Raw genomic sequence first — 23,361 nt, forward strand, 5'->3', positions numbered from 1 at the left:
GGCACCACTCAGCTGGCCTGTATGAAGCCGGTGGCCGCCAGCAACCACAGCGTGGCAAATACCGCAGGCAGCGCCTTGGCAGCCCAGTTGCCGCGGTGCCCCGTAGCACTTTGTGGCACCAGATGGCACAGCCGCTCCAGCCCCGCGCGGCGGTACTCCACCTCAATGGCGCGCGAGGAATCCAGCGCCGCAAAAATGCTGACACCAATCACCGCCGCCACCGCCATGCCAAACAGCGGAAAACCATAGACCAGCCAGCGGTGCTTGTCGATGGTCAGCGTGCCATAGGCGGTGAACAGCAGGCCCTGCGACAGGATCAGCCACATCAGCCGGTGGTTGACCAGGTTGTCCTCATGCGTCCACTGCTCACGCAGGGCGTGGTAGAGCTCCCAGTCGGGAAGGGTTTGGGGCGTTGTGGGTTCGGGGCTGTTCATACGGCAATTGTCTCCGAGCTGCGGATGCTGACTTCCAGCCTGTGGCCACCAATGCCCCTCAGCTGCACGCAGCCAGGCCGATTCAGAGAGAATTTGGAAAGCACTGTGCAGCCTCCTGCGCAGCTTGTGCTGGCGTGGCCAGCCACCTCAAAACACAAACATAACGGGCGGATGGAGCTATGCAAGAAGATGAACGCTGCGACGGCACTGCAGACGCCACCAGCAGCCGATTCCGATTGGGTGCGGCCCCCGCCTCTGCCCCACCGCCGTGGGCACAAGGCCTGGGCTATGCGGGCCTGCTGCCTTTTGTGCTGCTGGGCGCGGGCAGCTGGCTGGTGGACCCGGCCCACCGTCCTGTGTTGCTGCAGGCCTTGCTGGGCTATGGTGCCGTGATTGCCAGCTTTCTGGGCGCCATCCACTGGGGCCTGCTCATGCGCGATGCCTCCCCGCCATCGCCCGCCTTGCTGTGTTGGGGCGTGCTGCCCAGCCTCCTGGCCTGGGTGGCGCTCTTGATAAGTCCGGTGGCCGGCCTGGTGCTGGTTGCTGCCGTGTTGTGGGCCTGCTTTGCGGTGGACCGGGTGGTCTACCCCCGGTTCCAGGTGCAGGCCTGGTTGCCCATGCGCCTGCGCCTGACCTGCGTTGCCAGCGCCAGCTGCCTGGCTGCCGCCCTTGTTTGAGCCCACCCGGCAAGCGGCGCTCACGCGCCTGGCCGCTGTGCAGCCCGATGCCTATGCGCGTACCCGCAACGCGCTGGACGGCGCCGTCACCGGCCTGTCGCCCTACCTCACGCACGGCCTGCTGAGTCTGCGGGAGGTGTATGCCGCGGTGCATGCGCGCCAGCCGCTGGATGCCAAACACAAGTTCGTTTTCGAGCTGGGTTGGCGTGCCTACTACCGCCATGTGTGGGCGCATCTGGGCCCGGGTCTACACCAGTCCCTGCACCCTGGGCTCTTGCCCGACGCGGCGTACGTGGCGCAGATGCCCGCCGATGTGCTGGAGGCGCGCAGCGGTGTTGCGGCCATCGATCTGGCCGTGCGCACGCTCTACACCACGGGCTATTTGCACAACCACGCCCGCATGTGGCTGGCCAGCTACCTGGTGCACCTGCGCCGGGTCCACTGGCACACCGCGGCCCAATGGATGCTGGGGCATTTGCTGGATGGCGATGTGGCCAGCAACCACCTGAGCTGGCAGTGGGTGGCGGGCACCGGCAGCACCAAGCCCTATCTGTTCAACGCCGACAACGTGGCCAAGTACGCGCCCGCGCCCTGGCACAGCCCCGGCACGGTGATAGACACCAGCTACGAAGCCCTGGATCTGCTCGCACGCAGTGCCAGCGCCCCAGGGCATGGCGTCGATGGCCGTGCCGCAGATGGCTGCGCGCAAGGCCGCGCGGACGATCACCCCATGGGCGCCGGCCTCAGCCCGCCCGCCTTGCTGGCCACACCGCCGGATGCCCTGTGGTCGCCACCCGATGCGTCTGCGGTTGCGGGCCGTGACGTCTGGCTGCAGCACCCCTGGTCGCTGGGTGCCGTGCCGCAGGGCCTGGGGGACGATGCGCTGGTGGTGGGTGTGGGCCTGGCCGAATGCCATGCCCAGACCCCCTGGAGCACACGCCGCTGGGACTTCGTTGGCGCCGGTCTGCAGGCCCAGACGTCTGCGCTGTGGTGGGCCACTGCGCCGCAGCTGGCAGAGGCCTTGCGGGGGGCACGCGCGGTGGGCTGGCAGGCCGAGCCCCATGCCGATGCGGCCTTGGCCAGCGTGCAGGCGCTGCTGGCGGCAGGCAAGGGCGCTGCAGTCATCACCGCCCATGCCGTGCCCTGTCTGTTCGAGCCGGTGCCCAAGCACTGCCAGAGCTTTGCGCAGTGGTGGCGCCAGACCCGCATCGCGCTGTGAAGCTGCGCCACCACGCACCAGCACGCACCAGCACGCGCTACCAGGGAATCGGCTGGCCCTGGTAGTCCACAAAATGGGCGCCTGACGGGGGCTGCAGATTGCGCAGGGCCGCCAGCATGCCGGCCACGGAATCTGCGGGCTCCAGGAGCTTGGCCACACCGGCCGCAAAAGGCCGCGACAGTTCCGAGCGCACCGTGCCGGGCTGCAGGGCCACCACGCGCAACTGCGGGTTCTTGCGCTGCAGCTCAATGGCGGCCGTTTGCAGCAGCATGTTCAGGGCCGCCTTGGAGGCGCGGTAGCCATACCAGCCGCCCTTGTGGTTGTCGCTGATGCTGCCCACGCGGGCCGACAGCTTGGCATAGATGCAGGGCCCCGGGGCGAGCAGGGGCGCGAAGTGGCGCAGCAGCATGGCCGGGCCAATCGCATTGAGCGCAAAGGCTTTGGCCAATTGCCCGGGCTGCAGCGCGGCCAAGGACTTCTCGGGCCCCACCCCCTCAATGGTCAGGGCGCCGGTGGTATCCACCACCAGGTGGTAGGGGCCCGATGCGGCGCAGGCCGCCGCCTGCGCGGCCACGCTGCCCTCGTCAAGCAGGTCAAAACCGGGGCACAGGGCGCGTGATACCTGCTGCAGGTGCACGCACTTGCCATCGTTCTGCAGTGCGCTGACGAAGGCCTGGCCGATGGCGCCGCTGGCACCAATCACCAGGGCGCGGTAGTCGTTGTCAAAAAGGGTGGTCACAGCAGCGTCTCTCCGGGATCGCTGCGGTATGCAGCAAACCTATTGTGGCGCCAGCATCCACTCATGCGCCGGGTCGTTCTTGAAGACCCAGAAGCGGTTGGGGCCGGCCATCACATTGAGGTAGTACAGGTCATAGCCATGTGGCGCGGTCACCGGGTGGTAGCCGCGCGGCACCATCACCACGTCGTGGTCTTCCACGGCGCAGGCCTCGTCCAGGCTGCGGTCGTCGGTGTAGACGCGCTGGAAGGCAAAGCCCTGGGGCGGGTTGAGGCGGTGGTAGTAGGTCTCTTCCAGCTGCGTCTCTACTGGCGGTTGCTCCACATCGTGCTTGTGGGGCGGGTAGCTCGACGAATGGCTGGCCGGTGTAACCACTTCCACCACCAGCAGGTGGGCGGCGCGCGGGTCGTCGTGCGGCAGGATGTCGCACACATAGCGGGTGTTGCTGCCCTTGCCGCGCACGCTGCGGCGCATGCTGGCCGAGTCAATCACAAACACTTCGCCCGAGCCACCCTGGCCCGGTGACGTGCACAGGGCGACTTCGGCCACGCGGCTGGCGCCTGGCCCATTGCCCACCGTCACCGACTTGCCTGCGGGCACATACACGGCCGCTGGCGACACCTCTTCAAACACGCTGGTGCGCGTGCCCAGGTTGGCGTAGGTCACGCCGTCCACGGTGATGTCCACCGTGCCGGTCAGCACAACCAGGCACAGCTCCTGGGTGCCGGTGTCCACGGTTTCGCTTTCACCGGCGCCCAGACGCACGGCGCGAAAGCCCACATGCTTCCAGCCCGCGCGCTCGGGCGTGACGTTGACGATTTCGCGGCCCGTGGGGGCGGCCTTCACAAGCAGGGGGCTGACCATGGTGTGTTCTTTCAGCTCAGTTCGTTGACCAGGGCGCGCAGGGTGTCATAGCCCTTCTTCGCGTATTCGTAGCTGGGGGCTACGGCCGGGTCCTGCTCGGCCTCCACCACCAGCCAGCCTTCGTAGCCCGCGTTCTTCAGGGTGGAGAGGACAGCGCGGTAGTCAATGCTGCCGTCGCCGGGCACGGTGAAGATGCCGTTGATCACGCCGTTCAAAAAGCTCCAGCTGTCGTTGCGGGCCTGGGCAATCACGGGGGTGCGCACGTCCTTGCAGTGCACATGCACCACGCGGCTGATGTGCTTCTTCAGCAGCACCACCGGGTCCACGGCGCCGCCATAGTAGGCGTGGCCGGTGTCATACAGCAGGAAGACCTTGGTGGGGTCGGTCACGGCCATCAGATGGTCCACGTCAGAAGGCGACTCCACATAGGCGCCCATGTGGTGGTGGTAAGCCAGTTTGATGCCGTAGGTGGCAATCAGGTGTTCGCCAAAGGCGTTCAGGCGCTCGCCATAGGCCGTCCACTGCGCGTCATTGGCAAAGCTGGGGCGCTTGGAAACGGGGGTGTCGATCTGGCCCTGCACGGTGCCTGCGCACTCGCCATACACCACCACCTTCACACCGTTGTATTGCAGGCGGCTCATGTGCGCCTTGCAGCGTTCGATCTCGGCAGCCACAGACTCGGCATTGCTCTGGCCGGGCGCGGTCTCGGCCAGAAAGCCGGAGTACCAGCCCGACACGCAGGCCAGGTCGAACTCGGCCAGCTTGGCCTTCAGGCCGGGGCCGTCCTTGGGGAATTTGTTGCCCAGTTCAAAGCCTTCGTAGCCAATTTCCTTGCCCTCCTTCAGCGCCGTTTCCAGCAGGGTTTCGCCACCCAGCGAGGGCAGGTCGTCGTTCATCCAGGAGATGGGGTTGATGCCGATTTGTACGTTCCAGGTCATAGGGTTCTCTTCAAAAAAATAGGGGGTGGTATGTCAGTTTGCCTTGCGGGTTCAGATGCGCTGATGCTCTTTGGCGGCCACGAAACCGGCGTGGGCCGCGTTCACTGCGGGGCGTGCGGACACCTCGGGAATGCCCACCTCCCACCAGCAGCCACCCTCTGCGGTGGTGCGGGTGTGGGTGGTGTCAATCACCAGCACCTGGCTGCGCTTGGCCGCACGCGCTGTCACCATGGCGCTCTTGAGCCCGGCTACGTTTTTCACGTGCACCGCATCCGCCCCCATGGAGGCGGCGTGCATGGCAAAGTCGATGCGGCTGGCCTCGCCGCCTTCGGGGATGCAGTCATCGAGCATGTTGTTGAAGCTGGCATTGCCGGTGGCGTTTTGCAGCCGCTGTATGCAGCCGTAACCCCGGTTGTCCAGCACCACCACAATGAGTTTCTTGCCCAGCATGACCGAGGTGGCCAGCTCGGAGTTCATCATCATGTAGGAGCCGTCGCCCACCATCACGATGACTTCCTGGTGCGGCCGCGCCATCTTCACGCCCAGGGCACCGGCGATCTCGTAGCCCATGCACGAAAAACCGTATTCCATGTGGTAGTTGCCAGGCAGGCTGGCGCGCCAGAGCTTGTGCAGTTCGGCCGGCAGCGTGCCTGCGGCGCAGACCACCACGTCGTGGACGCCGCTGTTGCCGCCCGCATCGTTGAGCGAGTCGCGCACCGCGCCCATGACTTCGGCGTCGTAGGGCAAGGTGCCTTCTGCGGGGATGTGGGTGGTGAGCTCGGTGACCCGGGCCACCCAGCCTGCGGCCCCGGTTTTGGCGCGTGTGGTCCAGGCGGCATCGGCCGCCCAGCCGGTCAGCGCTGCGGTCAGTTGCGCCAGGCCCACTTTGGCATCGGCCACCAGGGCGACTCCGCTCCACTTGCCGGCATCAAAAGGTTGCACGTTCAGGCTGAGCAACTTCGCGTTGGCAAACAGCGCGTGCGAGCCGGTGGTGAAGTCCTGCAGGCGGGTGCCCACGGCCAACACCACATCGGCCTCGCGCGCCAGGGCGTTGGCGGCCGGGCCACCGTCCACGCCAATGGCGCCCAGGTTCAGGGCATGGTCCCAGGGCAGGGCACTTTTGCCGCCGTGCGATTCGACCACCGGAATGCCAAACGCTTCGGCGAAGGTCCGCAGGCTGTCACAGGCCTGGCTGTAGAGCACACCACCACCGGCCACGATGAGAGGCTGCCGGGCAGACTTGAGCAGGTCTGCCGCGCGTGAGAGTTCAAACGCGTCGGCGGGCGGGCGGCGAAAGCGAATGACCTCGGGTGTGAAGAAGCTGGTGGGGTAATCAAAGGCATGGGCCTGCACGTCCTGCGGCAGGGCCAGGCAGACCGGGCCGCAGCTTGCAGGGTCGGTCATGACCTGGATGGCGCGTGGCAGGGCGGTCAGCAACTGCTCGGGGCGGCTGATGCGGTCAAAGTACCGGGTCACAGGGCGGAAGCAGTCGTTGGCCGATACATCGCCCTGCTGGAAGTTTTCTACCTGCTGCAGCACCGGATCGGGCGCGCGCGTGGCAAAGGTGTCGCCGGGCAGCAGCAGCACGGGGATGCGGTTCACATGGGCCACAGCGGCGGCCGTCACCATGTTGGTGGCACCCGGGCCAATGCTGGTGCTCACCGCCATGATGCGCTGGCGCATGTGCGCCTTGGCATAGCCAATGGCGGCATGGGCCATGCCCTGTTCGTTGTGGGCACGAAAGGTGGGCAGGCGCTCACGCTCGGCATGCAGGGCCTCGCCCAGGCCGGCCACATTGCCGTGGCCGAAGATGGTGAAGACGCCGCCGCAATACGGCTCTACAGAGCCGTCGGCCATTTCCACGCGCAGGGCGGACAGGTATTTCACCAGGGCCTGGGCCATGGTCAGTCGGATGGTTGTCATGGGTTGGTCTTGGTTGGTTCTGTTCAGGACACGGCGCGCACCATGCTGCGCCGGTTGCGCCAGGCGTCCACCAGCACGGTGTAGTTGGCTGCCACCTTGGCCACAAATGTAGCGTCATCGGTCTGGCCGCGCAGCCACGCCAGCGACTCAGCCACCCACAGGCTGCGCCCCACCATAAAGCCCTTGACGATGGGGTTGGTGGCGTTGCGAAAGCTGTCTACCAAGTGCGCGATGGGCTGGTTCAGGCCCAGGATGACGGCGCCGCGGCAATGCGGATCACGCTCGTTCACCAACTGCTCCAGGCCACTCCAGCCCGCGGCGGTCATGGGGGCCAGCTTCCACCACTCGGGCTTCACGCCCAGGTTGTAGAAGCGCTTCACGGCGCGCAGCACGGCGGCGTCTTCCTGGCCGGGCACGCTCAGCGTCTTGGGCAGAATGATTTCCAGCAGCAGCTCGTTGCCGCTCTCGCGGGTGGCTTCCCACAGCTCCAGCACTTTTTGCTCCTGCTCCAGGCGCAGGCCATAGGCGTCGTCCGGGTGGTAGTGCACCAGGCACTTCACCACCTGCTCGGTGGGCCAGTGGATGAGTGCGCTGCCAATGGAGCGCGTGCCGTCAAAGCGCAGCGGGCGTGAGCCCGGCAGTTCCACCGGGCGACCCACCCACCAGCCGCGTCCGGTGGCGCTGGCCAGGGCGTCGCGGCCGTAGTCGCCACCATCAATCAGCACGCCGGTGTGGCCCTGCAACTGGCGCTCGGTTTCCACCTGGGCTGCGGCTTGCACCAGCAGTTTCTTGAGGGCGGGGATGCGGGAATCACTTGCGCCCGCTTCGCGCGCCAAATCGTAAAACTGGCTGCGGTGGTCAAAGGCCATGACACACAGGTCGTCCCACTGCGGGCGAGCGGTGGTGACGCGGTGCAGATGGGCCAGTTGCTGGTCGGCATCCACCTGGGGGTTGCGGCTGCCACTGAACCAGTGCGCCAGCTCCGTGGGTGTGGGCATCGCCGCCGAACACGCGTGGCGCGACACCACGATGGCGCCGCAGGCGTTGGCTACCTTGGTGGACTCGGCCCAGTCTTTGCCCTGCAGCAGCGTGGCCATCAGGCCGGACAAAAACGCGTCGCCAGCGCCCAGCACGTTGAGCACTTCTACGCGCTCGCCCTGGTAGGTGGTGGCGTCTTCAATGCGCGCGGGTATGGCGCCCTCGATCACGCAGCAGCCCAGGGCGCCGCGCTTGACCACCAGGGTGGCGGCACTCAGGGCACGCACCGCCTTCAGGCTGGCAATCAGGTCATCGGCCACGCCGCCGGCAATGAAGAACTCTTCCTCGGTGCCCACCAGCAAGTCAAAGTGCGGCAGCATGTCCTGCAGCTGCTGGGTCACCTGGGCATCGGCCACGTAGCGGTTTTCACCGGCGCCGCGGCTGGTCAGGCCCCACAGCACCGGACGGTAGTCGATGTCGAGCACGCGCACCACGCCGTGTTTGGCAGCAAAGTTGAGCGCGGTTTGCGAAGCGCGGCGTGTGGTGGGGGTGGACAGGTGCGTGCCGGTAATGGCCAGCGCGCGGCACCGGGCGATAAACGACTCATCAATCAGGTCCGCATCCACGGCCATGTCGGCGCAGTTCTCGCGCACAAACAGGAGCGGAAACGTGTCGCGGTCTTTGAGGCCCAACAGCACCAGGGCGGTGAGGCGTTCGGGGTCAATTTGCACCTGCGAGGTGTCGCAGCCCTCGGCCTGCAGGGACTCTGTGAGGAAGCGGCCCATCTGCTCGTCACCCACGCGGGCAATCATGGCGCTTTTGGCGCCTAAGCGCGCCACGCCAAAGGCCAGGTTGCCAGAGCTGCCGCCCAGGTACTTGGCCATGCTGCGGGCGTCTTCCAGTTTGGCGCCGAACTGCTGGGCGTACAGGTCCACCGCCAGGCGGCCCAGGCAGGCCAGGTCGATGCTGCGGCCTGTGGGGAAATTCAAGGTGCTCATTGCGCGTGTGTCCATCAGAAAAAGGGGTGAGTCGGCGGGCGTTGGGTTGAGGTTCAAACGCTGCGCCAGCGGCTTGCGACTGACGGCAAATTATAGGGAAATTACTTTTTTTGTGTATATTTTTTAGAAAATATTTTCGTTTTTTGGAAGGCCGGGCGAAGCCTGGCCCTGCCGGGGCAAGGTATTTTCAAAGTGGCCAACCCGCCTCAAAAAATATTTGCAGGCATTTGAATGCCTGTGCCTTCATTCGCACTGACTCACCAAAAGCCGGCAATTTATCGGTAAGAATGGGACGCAGAATGAGCTTGCAGGGCATTCGGCCCTGCGAACAAAGAGCGAGACGAGAAAACAAAGTGCAACTACCCATCCGGACTACCCAAGACCTGGCGCAAACCGTGGCCGGCTGCGACTTGCCCACCATGTCCGGCATTGCGGCGCAGTTGGTCGCCACCCTGTCGGACGAGCAGGCCGACCTGACCGACCTGCGGGACCTGATTGCGCAAGACCCTGTGCTCACCGCAGCCGTGCTGCGCTGGGCCAACAGCCCCATCTACGGCACCGCGCGCAGCGTCAACACCCTGGAAGCCGCCATCAGCGTGCTGGGCCTGTCCCGGGTCAGGGCGCGCGCCGTGGCCTTCTTCATCACCAACGCCTTTGAGCCGCCCCTGGGTGTGGAGCGCGAGGTGTTCTGGACCTCCTGCATGCACAGCGCGGGCTACGCCATGTGGCTGGCCATTGCGGCCGGGCTCAACGAGAGCGAGGCCTGGCTTGCCGCCCTGATGGTGCGCTTGGGCGAACTCATCATCGGCCGCATTGATGCGCCCACCGTGCAGGCCGTGGAGGCAGCAGCCCTGCCGGTGCAACAGCGCTGGCAGATGGAGCGCGAGCGCATCGGCTTTGACGAAGGCGAAGTGATGGCCGAAGCCGCACGGCAGTGGTTTTTCCCGGACGCGCTGGTGGATGCGCTGCAAAAGTGCTCCAAGCCCATGACCTACATGGCCTTCTCGCCGCTGGGCACGGTGGTGCACCTGGCCATGCTGCTGGCCGACATGGAAACGGTAGATGCGCAAAGCCTGCAGACCCTGCCGCCCGAAGCCGTGTCCGCGCTGGGGCTCTACATCGACTGGATGACGCTGCACATTCCTGAGCGCTCGAGCTTTACCGAGATCAGGGCCTGAGCCGGCTTGGCCCTTTCATGGGCTTTGTTATGCCGACGGCGGTGGCGCGATCAGCCTGACGGTTGGAAAGTACGCCGCGTAACGGCGTGTGTCCCGGGTCAAAACGGGCAAGTCGCTGACAGCGGCATGGGCACCAATGAAGAAGTCGCCCAGCACATTGCTTTTGGTTCCCCCTTGGCGGCGGTAACGGACAAATGCCTTGCCGGCCAGAAACAGGGCGGGCCGGGGTAGTTCAACCATGCGCAAGCCCAGGTTTGCAATCGTCTGGTCCAGGGCCTCAACCGTGGAGAAGGCCAGGGAGAGTTCGGAATAGATGATGGGGTTGATCACCAAGGGGTGAATCTTGGACTGCGCACGCAACTGCCCCAAGGACCAGTCCGCCCATTGGGGATCGTCTTCCAGGACATCCACCAGCACGTTGGTATCTACCAGCAGCATGGCTTTCCTGACCTCAGTCCTCGCCTCTGAGCAGGGACATCAGCGCATCGGTGCGCCATTTCACATCGGCCTTGCCACGCATGGCCTCAAAACGATCGGGCTTGCGGCTGGCGCGTGCGCCCACTTTGTGAATCACCACATCACCCTCTGCATTCACGGCGAAATTAACCCGGCTTCCGGGAAGCATGTTCAAGGCATCGCGAATCTGCTTGGGGATGGTGACCTGGCCCTTGCTGGTGAGTGTGGTCGACATGGTCGGTCTCCGGCTGTATTACGGTTGAATAAATTGTAATACCAGCGCCGGCTGCAGCCCCGCAACTGTTTCGCTATGCCCTTCATTGAACCAGCCAATTGGAAGGGCATTGCCTGAAGACATAGACTGCCTGTTCGGTTCATCCGCAACCGCCACAGGAGATCAACATGTCCACAGAAGCCAAGTGCCCCTTCCCCCACACCGCCACCCGCAATGCCGTGGCCGGTGCGCCAACCAATGCCGACTGGTGGCCCCAACAACTCAAGCTGGGCATGCTGCACCAGCATGCGCCCCAGTCCAACCCGCTGGGCGAAGCATTTGACTACGCCAAAGAGTTCGCGTCGCTGGACCTGGACGCTGTGGTCAAAGACCTGCATGCGCTCATGACCGACTCGCAGGACTGGTGGCCCGCCGACTGGGGCCACTACGGTGGCCTGATGGTGCGCATGGCCTGGCACTCGGCTGGCACCTACCGCACCAGTGACGGCCGCGGCGGCGCGGGCAGCGGCAACCAGCGCTTTGCCCCGCTCAACAGCTGGCCCGACAACGGCAACCTGGACAAGGCGCGCCGCCTGCTCTGGCCTGTCAAGCAGAAGTACGGCCGCAAGCTCTCGTGGGCTGACCTGATCATTCTTGCGGGCAACGTGGCACTGGAATCCATGGGCTTCAAGACCTTTGGCTTTGCCGGTGGCCGCGTCGACATCTGGGAGCCCGAGGAAGACATTTACTGGGGCGCAGAAAAAGCCTGGCTGGCCACCAGCGACCAGGCCAACAGCCGCTACAGCGGAGACCGCCAACTGGCCAGCCCGCTGGCCGCTGTGCAGATGGGCTTGATCTATGTGAACCCCGAAGGCCCGGACGGCAAGCCCGACCCGGTGGCCTCTGGCCGTGATGTGCGCGAAACCTTTGCCCGCATGGCCATGAACGACGAAGAGACCGTAGCCCTGGTGGCCGGCGGCCACACCTTTGGCAAGGCCCACGGCGCCGGTGACCCGGCCCTGGTGGGCCCCGAGCCGGAGGCTGCAGGCCTTGAAGAGCAGGGCCTGGGCTGGATCAACAAGTTCGGTAGCGGCCACGGCGTGCACACCACCACCAGTGGCATCGAAGGCGCCTGGAAGCCCCACCCCACCACCTGGGACAACGGCTACTTTGACATGCTGCTCGGCTACGAATGGGCGCTGACCAAAAGCCCCGCCGGTGCCCAGCAGTGGGTGGCCCAGAACGTCAAGCCCGAGCACCTGATTCCGGACGCGCATGATCCCAGCCTCAAGCACCCACCCATGATGACCACGGCCGACATGTCGCTGCGCATGGATCCGGCCTATGAAAAAATCTCGCGCCACTTTCACCAGAATCCGGCCGCCTTTGCCGATGCTTTTGCACGCGCCTGGTTCAAGCTGACCCACCGCGACATGGGCCCACGTGCGCGCTACCTGGGCAAGCTGGTTCCCAAAGAGGTGCTGCTCTGGCAAGACCCGGTGCCCGCCGTGCAAGGCGCGCTGGTGAATGCCGACGACATCGCCACACTCAAGGCCCAGGTGCTCTCCAGCGGCCTGAGCATTGCCCAGCTGGTGGGCACGGCCTGGGCATCGGCCTCCACCTTCCGCGGCAGCGACAAGCGCGGTGGCGCCAACGGTGCGCGCATCCGCCTGGCACCACAAAAAGACTGGGCCGCCAACCAGCCGACCCAGCTCGCGCAGGTGCTGCAAAAACTCGAAGCCATCCAGCACAGCTTCAATGCCGCGCAGACCGGCGGACGGGCCGTGTCACTGGCCGACCTGATCGTGCTGGCCGGCAACGCCGCCGTGGAAGCCGCCGCCCGCGCAGCCGGCCAGGACGTGACCGTGCCCTTCGCACCCGGCCGCACGGATGCCAGCCAGGCCGATACCGATGTGGAATCGTTCGAAGTGCTGGAACCCGTGGCTGACGGCTTTCGCAACTACGCGCACAAGGGCCTGGAAGGCGTGGCCGCCGAGCTGCTGCTGGACAAAGCCCAACTGCTGACCCTCAGCGCCCCGGAGATGACGGTGCTGGTAGGCGGCCTGCGCGCACTGGGCGCCAACGTGGGCAAGACCGCACACGGTGTGTTCACCACCCGGCCCGGCACCTTGAACAATGACTTCTTTGTGAACCTGCTGGACATGCGCACGCAGTGGCGCAAGTCCGCTTCTGATGGCGTGTTCGAAGGCCGCGACCGCAGTACCGGCACAGTCAAATGGACCGGCACCGTGGTGGACCTGGTCTTCGGGTCCAACGCGCAATTGCGCGCCGTGGCCGAGGTCTATGCCAGCAGCGATGCGCAGGGCAAGTTTGTCTGCGACTTTGTGTCGGCCTGGAACAAGGTGATGAACCTGGACCGGTTTGATTTGAAATAAGTGTTTGGTGTTCTGAGGGCCAAGTAACTGAAAAAGTTGCTTGCCTTCAGGCTAGCAGAAACAGTTATTTTGCTGCATTCATTGGAAGCAACAGGTCTTCTGTATTCATAAATCTATGTGTAGAACACCTGCAGGTTTGGTGAGCGCCTATGGAAAGCGAAACGTTTCCACGACGCCTTGGTTTTGATGCATCCCTTCTCCAGCGGCAATTGCCGCTATTCCCGTTTGATGGCCGACGCCGTGCTGGTTCAATACCTTGCAGCCTTGCAGCCTTGCGGGCTGCGGAAAAAAATTCTTTCATGGAATTGTTGGCCTTCGTGCGCAGCTAGAAAGATTCTCTTGGGCCTGGTACCGACCCAAAGCTGTCTTAGCGTCTCCCGATTTCAATGCCGGAAAGCCGACCTTCGCTGAACGTGACAATCACTCTCGCAACGTCTGCTTGCGGGTAGCCCAATCTTCAAAATGGACACCGGCCATCGACCATCAGCAGACATACGGGAATGGCAGCTATCTGCAGCCTGCAAATGGGACTACAGCGCTACACAGAAGATGCAAATCACCACCACTATGTGGGCAGGGCCAGCATCCCGAATGCACCTTTGCAGATCAATTCGACAACAAAGCACCCTGATGCAAATCCAATTTGTCAGCCACATACTGGCTGACAAACAGGTCCAGGTGCGCCCCCCCGGCATTTTTGTAAACCGTGCGGTCTTCAGGTGAACGCCGGAACGCTGGCATCTGACACAGGTCGAACAGGTCCGTTTCCATCTGATCTGTCCGAATCACCTGCTCGCGTAACGGGATCTGAATGTCACCGGACGCGGCAGCATTGCTCCGATCATCCACAAAGACACGGGCGCCTCTGAACACCTCGCAATCGGCCTCCTGCATATCGGGCCGATACCCTCCAACCAGATCCACATGGGTTCCCGGTCGAACGCATGCACCACGGATCACGGGGGTGGTTGCACTGGTGGCGGCCGTAATGATGTCTGCCCGGCCTACGGCAGCATCCAAGTCATCGACAATACGCACCTGGATATTCCTTGCCTCAAGGTCTTTGCGCGCTGATACCAATTTGGAGGAAGTGCGATTCCACAGCAAGACTTCACGGATGGAAGGTCGGATGTGCAGATAGGCATCCGTCAATGCCCTTGCCACGGGCCCTGACCCCAGCACGAGCAGCACTTCACTATCCTTTCGGCTCAATATGCTGGCCGCCAGTGCGGAATCGGCCGCTGTCTTCCAGCGTGTAATTTCCGGACCATCCAGGACGGCGGCGATGCCTTTGGTACGTTCGTCCAGAACCAGGAACAGGGCCTGCTCCATTGGCAGGGGCGGGCTTGCAAAGCTGTTTGCCGGATGGATGGAGGCAAGTTTGAACCCAGCGCCCCTGCCCGGAACGATGACACCCCGGCTGAACAAACCAAAAGCGTCATCCCCTACGTAGTAGCCGTCACCCATGGGTCGGGGACCCAGGTGTCCGTCGCGCATGGCGTTAAGGACACCATCCCAATGGAGTACCGATCTGATTTGCTGTGCGGAAATGATCTGCATGGGTTGCGCTGCTGGCTACGGCCAGATGTCTCCCAGGGTATAGCCCTCGGGGAAGGGGTCATCGTGGTCCAGAACGATGGTGTTAATGCCGTGGATCCAGCTGCTGCCCGCCAGCGTGGGCACGACCGCGGCTTTGTCGCCGATGCGGGCTTCTTCCACCAGACGGCCGGTGTAGACGGTGCCCAGGATGCCCTGGTGTCGGAAGTCCTGCTGCAGCGGCAACTCGCCCTTGGCGTGCAGTACTGCCATCTTCGCGCAAGTGCCGGTGCCGCAGGGGCAGCGGTCAATCGCACCGGTCCAGGTGGACGGATCATCCCAGGAGAGCGGACCGGTCGGCATGGTGACGGCATTTTTCCAGTCGGCGCGTGGGTCATCGCTCGGGCCGGAGAGTTGCGAGATGGTGATGCCCACGCCGGGGTAATCCGGATGCGCCACCGGCAGTTGCTCAATAGCCGCTTGCCGGATCATTGCCGAGACCCGCGTGATCTCGCGACCATGTTCAGGTTGGAGCTCCAGCCCCGGGAACTGACGGACATCGGCAATGGCGTAGAACATGCCACCCCAGCCCACGTCCACGCGCACCTTTCCCAGATGCGGCACGTCGATGACCGCATCCAGATGCGCCGCAAAGGCCGGAACGTTTTTGAACTTCACGCTCTTGACTTTGCCGTCTTTGCACTCGGCGCTGATGCGGATCAGCCCGGCAGGAGCCTCCAGCGTCAGCTCCGTGACTGGCTCCGTCATGGGCAGCATGCCCATCTCCAGCAGCACGGTGGCCACGGAGATGGTGTTGCCACCCGACATCATGGGGTACTCCACCTGCTCCAGGATGATGAAGCCGGCATCCGCTTCCGGGTGGCAGGGCGGCACGATGATGTTGCAGCAGTGCGCCGGGTAGCCACGCGGCTCACGCAGCAGCAGCTTGCGCAGGCCGTCATCATGGGCCTCCAGCCATTGCATCTTGGCGTAGACGGTGTCACCAGGAATATGCGGAATGCCGCCAGTGACCACACGCATGGGAATGCCCGAATGCGTTTCCACGGCGTGGATGGTTCTCTTGAATCCCATGTGTCGGGTCCTCGCAATAATGAATCTAGGGTGCCGCGCGCATGCTGCGCACCGCTGAAGGCGAGGTTCCATAGGTCTGCCTGAAGCGACTGGCGAAATGCGAGTGATTTTTGTAGCCACAACGCAGTGCAATCTGGAAGAGCGGCTCCTTGCCGGTTCGCAGGAGCTCATGCGCCTTGTCCAGGCGCAACTTTTCTGCGTAGGCTGAGGGCGACAGGCCCAGCTCCGATTTGAACAGTCGCTCCAGTTGCCGCACGCTCAATCGGACCTGGCATGCGATGAATTCGCAAGATATCGGGTTCTCTACGCTGCGCTCTATCAGCAGCATGGCCCGACGGATGCGGTCGTCCTTGGCGCGCTCGGACAGCGGCGGCGTGGGCTGGATAGCTGCACCTGGCTGCAATGTCTCCTCAATCAGGATGCGCAGAGCTTTGTTGGCCTGGGAGCGGCCAGCAAAGGTTTCAATGATGTGAGCGGCCAGATGCACCACGCTGGTACCGCCCGCACAGGTCAGGCGGTCATCCTCCACCACGTACAAGCCGTCCGAGCTGACCGGCACCTTGGGAAACTCAGCCACAAAGGCCTCGTGGTGGAACCAGCTCACGCAGGTGGTCGTGCCGTCCATCAAACCCAGTCGGGCCAGCACAAAGGAGCCTGTGCACAGGCCTACCAGCCGGACGCGTAGCGCGCCTGCACGTTGCAAAAAGTCGAGCGAGGCCCTGGGGCAACGTGACCCATTCAGCAGGCCGCCCACGACCACGATGTAGTCGAAATCAGAAGGGCTGGTCAGCAGCATGGTGGGCTTGACCTCGACTCCTGCACTGGATCGGATGGGGCTCATGTCGTGGCTCAGGATGTCCCACTTGCAATGAATCGGGCGACTGCGGTCGCCCTCATCAGCAGCCAGCCGCAAGGTGTCCAAAAATGCGGAGAACGCGACCAGGGTGAAGTCCGGGCACAAGATGAACCCGACCCGAAGGGTGCGCTGCGCATGAGCGTTCATGGCCTTAACGCCTGCCCTTTCCTTGCAGTGCCGCGCGCGTCAGACGGTCCAGCAGCAAGGCCACCGCCACGATGGACAGCCCGGCACGCAAGCCCAAGCCCATCTCCATGCGGGTCAAGCCGCGTGTCACTTCAGCCCCCAGCCCGCCGGCGCCCACCAGTCCGGCCAACACCACCATGGCCAGGCACATCAGAATGCACTGGTTCAGTCCCACCAGGATGGTGGGCATGGCAGCGGGCATTTCGATCTTGAACAAAATGGTCAGCGGCGGCGCACCCATAGCCTGGCCCAGTTCCAGCATTTCGTGGGGCACCTGCTTGAAGGCCAGCGTGGTGAGGCGCAGCATGGGCGGAATGCCGTAGATGATGGTGGCCATCATGGCTGGCACCCGGCCCAGGCTGAAGAAGATCACCGCCGGTATCAGGTACACCCACGGTGGCACGGTTTGCATGATGTCGAGCACCGGTCGCAGAGCAGCTTCCAGGCGCTTGCTGCGCGAGGCCAGCACACCCAGCGGAAAAGCAATCAGCACCGCAATCACCACCGACACCGTCACCAGGGCTAGGGTCTGCATGGTGGTTTCCCACTGGTTGTTGAGCACACAAAAGCCCAGCGTGCCCAGCACCAGCGCGGCGATGCGTAGCGAGAGCAGCAATGCAGCAGCCACTGCCACCACGCCGATCACGCCATACCAGGGCATGGCCATCAGCACGGCTTCCACCGCGTCCAGCGAGGTTTCCACCACCAGGCCAATGAGCTTGAAGACCGGATGCCAATTCGCGTTGAGCCAGTCCACCGCAGGGCTGAGCAAGGTACCAGGGGAAAAGTTCATCGGGTAGCTCCTGCCTTTTGGGTGCCCGCACTTTGGGTCAGGCGGTCCAGCACCATGGTTAATATGACGATGGCAATGGTGGCGTCAATCGACTTGGCAATGTCCAGCGTGCGGATGGCTTCGTAAATGGTTTGCCCCAGTCCGCCGGAGCCCACAATGCCAGCAATCACCACCATGCCAAAAGCCATCATCAGGCTCTGGTTGATACCGGCCATGATGCTGGGAACAGCAAAGGGCAAGCGGATCTTGAAGAACATCTGCAGCGGGGCAATGCCGTTGGCATGTCCCAGTTCGATGTACTCGTTGGGTGTGCGACGAATGCCCAGCGAGGTCAGGCGCAGTGCCGGAGCTATCGCCACCAACACCGTGGCCACCAGCGAGGTGGCAGGGCCATAACCCAGCAGCGCAATGGCCGGCAGCAGATAAATATACGGTGGCAGCGTTTGCAGCATGTCCAGCAACGGCTCGGCCAGCTGGTCGAGCTTGGGGTGGTAGCCGGCCAGGATGCCCAGCGGCAAGGCAAGGCACAGGCCGATGGCGGTTGCAGCAATCACCAGCGCCAGGGTGTCCATGGTCACACCCCATAGGCCCATGATGTTGCAGGCCAGCAGTCCCAGTCCGGCCAACAAACCGAAGCGCAGGCCCACCAGCCAAATGCCCAATCCCGCGAAAACGGCAACCACCAAGTACAGCGAGGGTGTGGTCAGCAGCCAGTTGGTGCCGTTGTAAAAACCCTCCAATCCGTGGCGTGTGGTGTCGAACACAAAGCCAGCGTTGTCGCGCAGCCAGTTCAGCGCGTCTTCCACATGCGCATCAAATACTTCAATCGCTTGGGTGCTGTCCATGGCTCAGGCCTCCGCAGCGGCCTGGGCCGGCTTTTCCTGCACGCTCTTGAGCAGTGCCTTGGAGGTTACGATGCCGAGCAGCGCGCCGCCCTCCCACACCGCAACGGCGTGGTCGGGGGCTTCCACCATGATGGCAATCAGCGCGTCCAGGTCAGCCTCGGGCGTGGCGCGCGGCAGGGCCTGCACGTCCACTTGCGGTGATGCCTTCTGGAACTCCGCCAGCGGGCGCAGCACCGAACGGGCGGTCACCAAATGCAGGTGCGAAATGCCGGCCACAAATTCGGCCACATAGGCATTGGCCGGGTTCAGCACAATGTCGGCGGCGGTGCCGGTCTGCACAATCACGCCATCCTTCATGATGGCAATGCGGTCGCCAATGCGCATCGCTTCGTCCAGGTCATGCGTGATGAACACGGCCGACTTGCCCAGCTCTTTGGCGAGCTGGCGGAATTCGTCCTGCAGTTGGCGGCGAATCAGTGGATCGAGCGCACTGAAGGGCTCGTCCATCAAAATGATTTCGGGGTCGGCGGCAATGGCGCGGGCCAGGCCTACCCGTTGCTGCATCCCGCCTGAGAGTTCGCGCGGCATCTTGTGGGTCCAGTCCGAAAGGCCTACTTTGGCCAACGCGGCAGTGGCTATTCTGTGGCGCTCAGCCTTGGGAACGCCCTGCACTTCCAGACCAAAGGCGGCATTCTCGAGCACGTTGCGGTGCGGCAGCAGGGCCACGGCCTGGAACACCATGCCGATGTGCTTGGCGCGCATGGCGCGAAGCTCGGCAGCATTCAGTTGCATCAGGTTCTGGCCCTTGATGTGGATCGCGCCGCCACTGGGTTCGATCAGGCGGTTGAGCAGGCGAATCAACGTAGACTTGCCACTGCCCGACAAGCCCATGATGCAGAAGATCTCGCCCTTGCGGACCTGGATGTCGGCGTTGGAAACGCCAACCACGCAATCAAACTCGCGCAGCACTTCCGTCTTGGACAAGCCCCGCTCCGCGATGGCCTTCATGGCCTGGTGCGACTTGTCGCCAAATACTTTCCAGACCGATTTGCAATCGATCAGAACTTCCTGCGCGTCTGTGCTGCTGCTCATCTCTGTTTTCTCCTTTATGGGGCCGCGCAAAGGTCGGCACATGCCAGCCCTTGCGCAACCATTTTTCCGACGACTACTTAGTCTTTCTTGATATTGGACCAGCGCTTCATCAGGTCGGCGTGGCTGCCGTACCAGTCCTTCATCAGGTCATCCAGCTTCTTGCCATCGGCCAGATCCAGGTTGATGTCATTGAGGTCTTCGAGGGGCAGGTAGACACCGGCAATCAGCTCACGCGCGACCGGGTACTTGGCCGAAAAGCCCTTGTTGGCCAGCCAGTAATAGGTCTGGGGTGGGGGGAACACGCCCTTGGGGTCTTTCAGGAACTTCAGGTCGTATTTCTTCATGAACTCCGAGGGTTCCCACACCGTGGTCACCACCCACTCCTTGCGGGCGGTGGCCGACTTCACAGCGGCCGACATGGCGGCGGTGCTGCCTTCGACCAGCTTGAGCTTGAGGCCGTAAGAGCCCACTGCCGTCTTGGCGTCGCGCATCAGGCCGGAGCCGGGCTCGATGCCCACGATCTTGCCGCCAAACTTGTCGGCATTGGCATTGAGCTGGTCAATGCTGTCAATGTTCACGTACTTGGGCACGGCAAACGACTGGTACAGACCGTGGGAGACAGCGGAGAGCTTTTCCAGGCGGCTCTTGTTCTTGTCCCAGTGGTCTTGCGAGATGTAGTTGACCTGGCTGGCCAGCAGCTGCACGTCACCCTTGGAGAGGGCGGCGAAGGCAATGCCCCACTCGGCAAAGGTGGTGACCTTGACGTTGTAGCCGGCATCCTCTAGCACCTTCTTGGTGACGGCCGTAATGGGCGTCAAGTCATCCCAGGACAGGGTGCCCATGGTGATGCTTTTCTCTTCGGCTGCGTGGGCCGAGAACATGGTCATGCCGGCCATGGCCACGGCGCATAGTGCTTTCACAAATTTCTTCATTTCGATTTACTCCTGTTGATGATGTCTAAAAACCCAAGAAGTTCTGCTGCCCGCAAACTCCTCACCATTGCAGCGCTGCGCTTTAGCTTTCGCGCCCCGCCCGCAATTCCTGCATTCGAATGACCGCGTTGATGCCCAGCCAAGCCACAGGCTCGGGCGGCAGACGGCGCGGTTTCGCTTGACTCTGTAATGCAGCCAGATGGGGTGACGGCGTGCCTGTTGCCAGGTCCGCCGCCAGTACACCGGCCAGGGTGCTTTTCACCGTGCCCAGACCGTTCTCCACACAGGCGGAGAAAAGACCGGGCTCGATTTCGCCAAACACCGACACGTTGTTGAGGGTCAGGCACAAGCGGCCCGCCCAGCTGTATTCCATTGGCACGGACTTCAACTCCGGAAAACGCGCGACAAAGGATTTGCCCTGGGCCACGCCAATGCGCGCCACCCGCGCATCGGACACCTGCATGCTGGGGTCATAGGTAAAGCGCGTACGCACGACGATCCGGCTCTTGCCATCGGTGGTGATCTTGCGCACCGTGGCACCCATGGGGTCTGCGGGCAGCAGTGCCCAGCGCGCAGCGCCACTGACCTTGCCGCCAAAGTCGGATTGCTTGAACGCGGCGCTCATGGACGCATAGGTAAACACATGCATCAGCCGCCCCTTGCAGTGGCCGAAGTCCTGCAACAAGCCGTTGACAGCCAGGATCACATTCGGCGCAGTGACCGAGCCCTTGGGTGTGCGAGCGCGCCAACTGCTGCCCTGTTTTTCCAGGGACTGCACCGGTGAGTTTTCAAACAGGTCGATCTGTTGGTGCAGGCCTGCGGCCAGTCCGTAGATGTAATCGGCCGGTTGGATCATCACCGCGCCAGGGGTGCGCAGTCCGCCCCGGTAGTAGTTGGTGCCGGTGAGTTCGCGCATGGCTTGGGCGTCCAGAATCTCGCGGGTCTCGCCAATGCCTTGCAGCGAGTCGGCATAACGGGCGTTGAGCTTCAGTCCGCGTTCGGTGGAAGCCGCATTGATCTTGCCCGAGGCATCGAAGGCCTCGCGGCTGATGCCGTACTCGGCGGCGGCGGACTTGGCGAAGTCAATCGCAAAACGGTTTTGCGTAATCTCCAGCGCGGTGGCCTCGGCACCGGCGGCGGAATATTCCCCGGAGCTGAGGTTGTGCGGTACGTCGATCATGTAGCCGGAGTTGCGCCCGGCCGGGCCTTGGGCCAACTGCCTGGCGTCCAGCACCACGATGCGATCTTTAGGCCGCAGCTGCAGCAGACGGCGCGCAGCAGACAGACCGCCGAAGCCGGCGCCGATGATGAGCCAGTCGGCCGTGCTATCGGCGTGCAATTCCTGCGGCGCAAACGGACGCGTGCTGATGGCCTCCCAGCCACTGCGACCGGTGTCCGCGGGTAAGGGCTTGACGACAATGCTGCGCATGGCTGTTACTCCGCGGCCGGCTCCGTGATGTCAATCCACACGGTCTTGAGCTCGGTGTACTGATCGTGGGCGTGGATGGATTTGTCACGGCCGCCAAAGCCCGACTCCTTGAAACCGCCAAACGGGGTGCTCACATCGCCCTCGCCAAAGCAGTTCACCGTGACGGTTCCGGCGCGGATCTCGCGCGCCAGCTTCATGGCATGACGCTGGTTGGCGGTATAGACCGAAGCGGCCAGACCGTAGACGGTGTCATTGGCCAGGGCCACGGCCTCTGGCACGGTGTCGAAGGTGGTGACGCACAGAATGGGACCAAAGATTTCTTCGCGGAACAAGCGGCTTTGCGGCGTCACGCCCTCCACCACCGTGGGCTCCACAAATGCGCCGCCGTAGGTCCTGCCGCCGAATGCAAACTTGCAGCCATCGGCCTTGGCCTGCTCCAGATAGGAATTTACTTTTTCGAAGTGCCCGCAGCTTACCAGCGCACCAATCTTGTTGGCAGGGTCCAGCGGGTCGCCGGTTTTCCAGGCCTCAAGGGCGCGGCCTACAGCCTCCAGCAGCTTGTCTTTGATGGAGGCCTGCACGATGAGGCGCGAGGTGGCCGAGCAGTTTTCACCCATGTTCCAGAACGCGCCATTCACTACGTGCGCAGCCACTGCGTCCAGGTCTTCGGCGTCACCCAGCACCACGGCCGGGTTCTTGCCACCGCACTCCAGCACGATGCGCTTGAGGTTGGAGTCTGCGGCGTAACGCAAGAAGCGTTTGCCGGTGACCGTGGAGCCGGTAAAGCTCACCATGTCCACTTCGGGGTGCAGGCCGATCGGCTCGCCCGCATCTTTGCCGCTGCCGGTGACCACATTGAAGACACCGGCGGGAATGCCGGCCTCTTGCGCCAACTCGGCCACGCGCAGGGTGGAGAGCGTGGTGAGTTCGGCGGGCTTGACGATCACCGAGCAACCGGCAGCCAGGGCCGGACCAATCTTCCAGGCCAGCATCAAGAGCGGAAAGTTCCAGGGCAGCACCAGGCCGACCACGCCAATCGCCTCGCGGCTCACCAGCGCCAGCACATTGGGGCCGGCGGGTGCGGTGGTGTCGTAAATCTTGTCGATCAGCTCGGCATGCCAGCGAATCGTCTTGATGGTCTCTGGAATGTCCACACCCACGCACTCGCCCACCGGCTTGCCGCTGTCCACGCTCTCCAACACCGAGAGTTCGGTGGCGTTGTCTTCCATCAGTTGCGCAAAACGCATCAGCACCGCTTTGCGATCGCTGGGGTGCAGGCGGCTCCAGCGGCCATCATCGAACGCGGCCTTGGCGGCTTGTACCGCCACATCCACATCCGCCTTGCCACAGGCCGCCACCTGGGCCAGCACCGCGCCGGTGGCCGGGTTGAGCGAGGCAAAGGTTTCACCCGACAGGGCATCGCAAAAGGCGCCATTGATAAAGGCGCGGCTCTGAAAATTCAGGTGCTTGGCAATGGCCGCATAGTCTTCAAAGGTGTGAACGTCGCTCATCTCGGGCTCCAGGTTGAATCAATAAATTCGGGCAAAGCCTTCCCCCCTGCGCAGAAATCTGCGCACTAAAAAGCCGGA

General features: G+C 63.4%; 21 protein-coding genes. 4 read left to right on the top strand and 17 right to left on the bottom strand.

Annotated features, from left to right (window positions below; translation table 11 throughout):
• Positions 1-8 precede the first annotated feature (8 nt).
• A complete protein-coding gene (locus DIC66_RS16965; RefSeq protein WP_117179288.1) occupies positions 9-434 on the bottom strand; it encodes a hypothetical protein in 426 nt (141 codons plus the stop codon).
• Positions 435-613: 179 nt separating this feature from the next.
• Here DIC66_RS16965 and DIC66_RS16970 point away from each other — a divergent pair, with 179 nt between their 5' ends.
• Together DIC66_RS16970 and DIC66_RS16975 are read left to right on the top strand one after the other, a co-directional pair.
• Positions 614-1,111, top strand: a complete 498-nt coding sequence (locus DIC66_RS16970; RefSeq protein WP_117179289.1) for a DUF3429 domain-containing protein — start codon at positions 614-616, stop codon at positions 1,109-1,111.
• The gene (locus DIC66_RS16975) at positions 1,104-2,330 is read left to right on the top strand and encodes an FAD-binding domain-containing protein (RefSeq protein WP_233505971.1); all 1,227 of its coding nucleotides are present in this window, start codon (positions 1,104-1,106) and stop codon (positions 2,328-2,330) included. Before DIC66_RS16970 ends, DIC66_RS16975 begins: the two co-directional genes overlap by 8 nt.
• A 37-nt stretch (positions 2,331-2,367) precedes the next feature.
• Here DIC66_RS16975 and DIC66_RS16980 read toward each other — a convergent pair whose 3' ends face one another.
• From DIC66_RS16980 to DIC66_RS17000, 5 genes are read right to left on the bottom strand one after another with little or no spacing between them, the layout of a single operon-like run.
• Entirely contained in the window at positions 2,368-3,069 is a 702-nt protein-coding gene (locus DIC66_RS16980) for an SDR family NAD(P)-dependent oxidoreductase (RefSeq protein ID WP_117179290.1), read from the bottom strand.
• 39 nt (positions 3,070-3,108) lie between these two features.
• Positions 3,109-3,930 (bottom strand): 5-deoxy-glucuronate isomerase, encoded by an 822-nt coding sequence (iolB, locus tag DIC66_RS16985; protein WP_117179291.1) that lies wholly within the window; start codon positions 3,928-3,930, stop codon positions 3,109-3,111.
• 11 nt (positions 3,931-3,941) lie between these two features.
• The gene (gene iolE / locus DIC66_RS16990; RefSeq protein ID WP_117179292.1) at positions 3,942-4,868 is read right to left on the bottom strand and encodes a myo-inosose-2 dehydratase; all 927 of its coding nucleotides are present in this window, start codon (positions 4,866-4,868) and stop codon (positions 3,942-3,944) included.
• A gap of 51 nt (positions 4,869-4,919) precedes the next feature.
• Positions 4,920-6,791, bottom strand: a complete 1,872-nt coding sequence (gene iolD / locus DIC66_RS16995) for a 3D-(3,5/4)-trihydroxycyclohexane-1,2-dione acylhydrolase (decyclizing) (protein WP_117179293.1) — start codon at positions 6,789-6,791, stop codon at positions 4,920-4,922.
• Between the two features lie 23 nt (positions 6,792-6,814).
• Complete coding sequence (locus tag DIC66_RS17000) at positions 6,815-8,767, bottom strand: bifunctional 5-dehydro-2-deoxygluconokinase/5-dehydro-2-deoxyphosphogluconate aldolase (RefSeq protein ID WP_117179294.1); 1,953 nt, start codon at positions 8,765-8,767, stop codon at positions 6,815-6,817.
• Between the two features lie 353 nt (positions 8,768-9,120).
• On the opposite strand from DIC66_RS17000, the gene DIC66_RS17005 reads away from it, so the two are divergent.
• A complete protein-coding gene (locus tag DIC66_RS17005) occupies positions 9,121-9,945 on the top strand; it encodes an HDOD domain-containing protein (protein WP_158558935.1) in 825 nt (274 codons plus the stop codon).
• Between the two features lie 27 nt (positions 9,946-9,972).
• Here DIC66_RS17005 and DIC66_RS17010 read toward each other — a convergent pair whose 3' ends face one another.
• On the bottom strand, positions 9,973-10,383 hold the full coding sequence (locus DIC66_RS17010) for a type II toxin-antitoxin system VapC family toxin (protein ID WP_117179296.1): 411 nt from the start codon (positions 10,381-10,383) through the stop codon (positions 9,973-9,975).
• Positions 10,384-10,396: 13 nt separating this feature from the next.
• On the bottom strand, positions 10,397-10,636 hold the full coding sequence (locus DIC66_RS17015) for an AbrB/MazE/SpoVT family DNA-binding domain-containing protein (protein ID WP_117179297.1): 240 nt from the start codon (positions 10,634-10,636) through the stop codon (positions 10,397-10,399).
• A gap of 167 nt (positions 10,637-10,803) precedes the next feature.
• On the opposite strand from DIC66_RS17015, the gene katG reads away from it, so the two are divergent.
• Entirely contained in the window at positions 10,804-13,011 is a 2,208-nt protein-coding gene (gene katG, locus DIC66_RS17020) for a catalase/peroxidase HPI (protein ID WP_117179298.1), read from the top strand.
• Positions 13,012-13,617: 606 nt separating this feature from the next.
• Here katG and DIC66_RS17025 read toward each other — a convergent pair.
• The 9 genes from DIC66_RS17025 to DIC66_RS17065 all read right to left on the bottom strand — a co-directional run bounded on the left by DIC66_RS17025 (position 13,618) and on the right by DIC66_RS17065 (position 23,283).
• A complete protein-coding gene (locus DIC66_RS17025; protein WP_117179299.1) occupies positions 13,618-14,571 on the bottom strand; it encodes an ornithine cyclodeaminase family protein in 954 nt (317 codons plus the stop codon).
• Between the two features lie 15 nt (positions 14,572-14,586).
• Positions 14,587-15,639, bottom strand: a complete 1,053-nt coding sequence (locus DIC66_RS17030; RefSeq protein ID WP_117179300.1) for a proline racemase family protein — start codon at positions 15,637-15,639, stop codon at positions 14,587-14,589.
• 25 nt (positions 15,640-15,664) lie between these two features.
• Positions 15,665-16,642 carry a GlxA family transcriptional regulator gene (locus tag DIC66_RS17035; protein WP_117179301.1) on the bottom strand — a complete coding sequence of 326 codons (978 nt, stop codon included), beginning with the start codon at positions 16,640-16,642 and terminating at the stop codon, positions 15,665-15,667.
• Between the two features lie 4 nt (positions 16,643-16,646).
• Positions 16,647-17,474 carry an ABC transporter permease gene (locus DIC66_RS17040; RefSeq protein ID WP_117179302.1) on the bottom strand — a complete coding sequence of 276 codons (828 nt, stop codon included), beginning with the start codon at positions 17,472-17,474 and terminating at the stop codon, positions 16,647-16,649.
• Positions 17,471-18,319 (bottom strand): ABC transporter permease, encoded by an 849-nt coding sequence (locus tag DIC66_RS17045; RefSeq protein ID WP_117179303.1) that lies wholly within the window; start codon positions 18,317-18,319, stop codon positions 17,471-17,473. Before DIC66_RS17045 ends, DIC66_RS17040 begins: the two co-directional genes overlap by 4 nt.
• 3 nt (positions 18,320-18,322) lie before the next feature.
• The gene (locus tag DIC66_RS17050; RefSeq protein ID WP_117179304.1) at positions 18,323-19,411 is read right to left on the bottom strand and encodes a quaternary amine ABC transporter ATP-binding protein; all 1,089 of its coding nucleotides are present in this window, start codon (positions 19,409-19,411) and stop codon (positions 18,323-18,325) included.
• 77 nt (positions 19,412-19,488) lie between these two features.
• Positions 19,489-20,343 carry a glycine betaine ABC transporter substrate-binding protein gene (locus DIC66_RS17055; RefSeq protein ID WP_117179305.1) on the bottom strand — a complete coding sequence of 285 codons (855 nt, stop codon included), beginning with the start codon at positions 20,341-20,343 and terminating at the stop codon, positions 19,489-19,491.
• 82 nt (positions 20,344-20,425) lie between these two features.
• A complete protein-coding gene (locus tag DIC66_RS17060) occupies positions 20,426-21,772 on the bottom strand; it encodes an NAD(P)/FAD-dependent oxidoreductase (protein ID WP_117179306.1) in 1,347 nt (448 codons plus the stop codon).
• Positions 21,773-21,777: 5 nt separating this feature from the next.
• Positions 21,778-23,283, bottom strand: coding sequence for an aldehyde dehydrogenase (locus tag DIC66_RS17065; protein WP_117179307.1), 1,506 nt, complete (start codon positions 23,281-23,283; stop codon positions 21,778-21,780).
• Positions 23,284-23,361 lie beyond the last annotated feature (78 nt).

Source organism: Rhodoferax lacus (assembly GCF_003415675.1).
Classification (GTDB): Bacteria; Pseudomonadota; Gammaproteobacteria; order Burkholderiales; family Burkholderiaceae_C; genus Allorhodoferax; species Allorhodoferax lacus.

Excerpts from the sequence above, each read along its gene's own strand:
- DIC66_RS16965 (WP_117179288.1), bottom strand. The coding sequence starts at position 434 with ATGAACAGCCCCGAACCCACAACGCCCCAAACCCTTCCCGACTGGGAG.
- DIC66_RS16970 (WP_117179289.1), top strand. The coding sequence starts at position 614 with ATGCAAGAAGATGAACGCTGCGACGGCACTGCAGACGCCACCAGCAGC.
- iolB (WP_117179291.1), bottom strand. The coding sequence starts at position 3,930 with ATGGTCAGCCCCCTGCTTGTGAAGGCCGCCCCCACGGGCCGCGAAATC.
- iolE (WP_117179292.1), bottom strand. The coding sequence starts at position 4,868 with ATGACCTGGAACGTACAAATCGGCATCAACCCCATCTCCTGGATGAAC.
- iolD (WP_117179293.1), bottom strand. The coding sequence starts at position 6,791 with ATGACAACCATCCGACTGACCATGGCCCAGGCCCTGGTGAAATACCTG.
- DIC66_RS17000 (WP_117179294.1), bottom strand. The coding sequence starts at position 8,767 with ATGAGCACCTTGAATTTCCCCACAGGCCGCAGCATCGACCTGGCCTGC.
- DIC66_RS17010 (WP_117179296.1), bottom strand. The coding sequence starts at position 10,383 with ATGCTGCTGGTAGATACCAACGTGCTGGTGGATGTCCTGGAAGACGAT.
- DIC66_RS17015 (WP_117179297.1), bottom strand. The coding sequence starts at position 10,636 with ATGTCGACCACACTCACCAGCAAGGGCCAGGTCACCATCCCCAAGCAG.
- katG (WP_117179298.1), top strand. The coding sequence starts at position 10,804 with ATGTCCACAGAAGCCAAGTGCCCCTTCCCCCACACCGCCACCCGCAAT.
- DIC66_RS17025 (WP_117179299.1), bottom strand. The coding sequence starts at position 14,571 with ATGCAGATCATTTCCGCACAGCAAATCAGATCGGTACTCCATTGGGAT.
- DIC66_RS17030 (WP_117179300.1), bottom strand. The coding sequence starts at position 15,639 with ATGGGATTCAAGAGAACCATCCACGCCGTGGAAACGCATTCGGGCATT.
- DIC66_RS17035 (WP_117179301.1), bottom strand. The coding sequence starts at position 16,642 with ATGAACGCTCATGCGCAGCGCACCCTTCGGGTCGGGTTCATCTTGTGC.
- DIC66_RS17040 (WP_117179302.1), bottom strand. The coding sequence starts at position 17,474 with ATGAACTTTTCCCCTGGTACCTTGCTCAGCCCTGCGGTGGACTGGCTC.
- DIC66_RS17045 (WP_117179303.1), bottom strand. The coding sequence starts at position 18,319 with ATGGACAGCACCCAAGCGATTGAAGTATTTGATGCGCATGTGGAAGAC.
- DIC66_RS17050 (WP_117179304.1), bottom strand. The coding sequence starts at position 19,411 with ATGAGCAGCAGCACAGACGCGCAGGAAGTTCTGATCGATTGCAAATCG.
- DIC66_RS17055 (WP_117179305.1), bottom strand. The coding sequence starts at position 20,343 with ATGAAGAAATTTGTGAAAGCACTATGCGCCGTGGCCATGGCCGGCATG.
- DIC66_RS17060 (WP_117179306.1), bottom strand. The coding sequence starts at position 21,772 with ATGCGCAGCATTGTCGTCAAGCCCTTACCCGCGGACACCGGTCGCAGT.
- DIC66_RS17065 (WP_117179307.1), bottom strand. The coding sequence starts at position 23,283 with ATGAGCGACGTTCACACCTTTGAAGACTATGCGGCCATTGCCAAGCAC.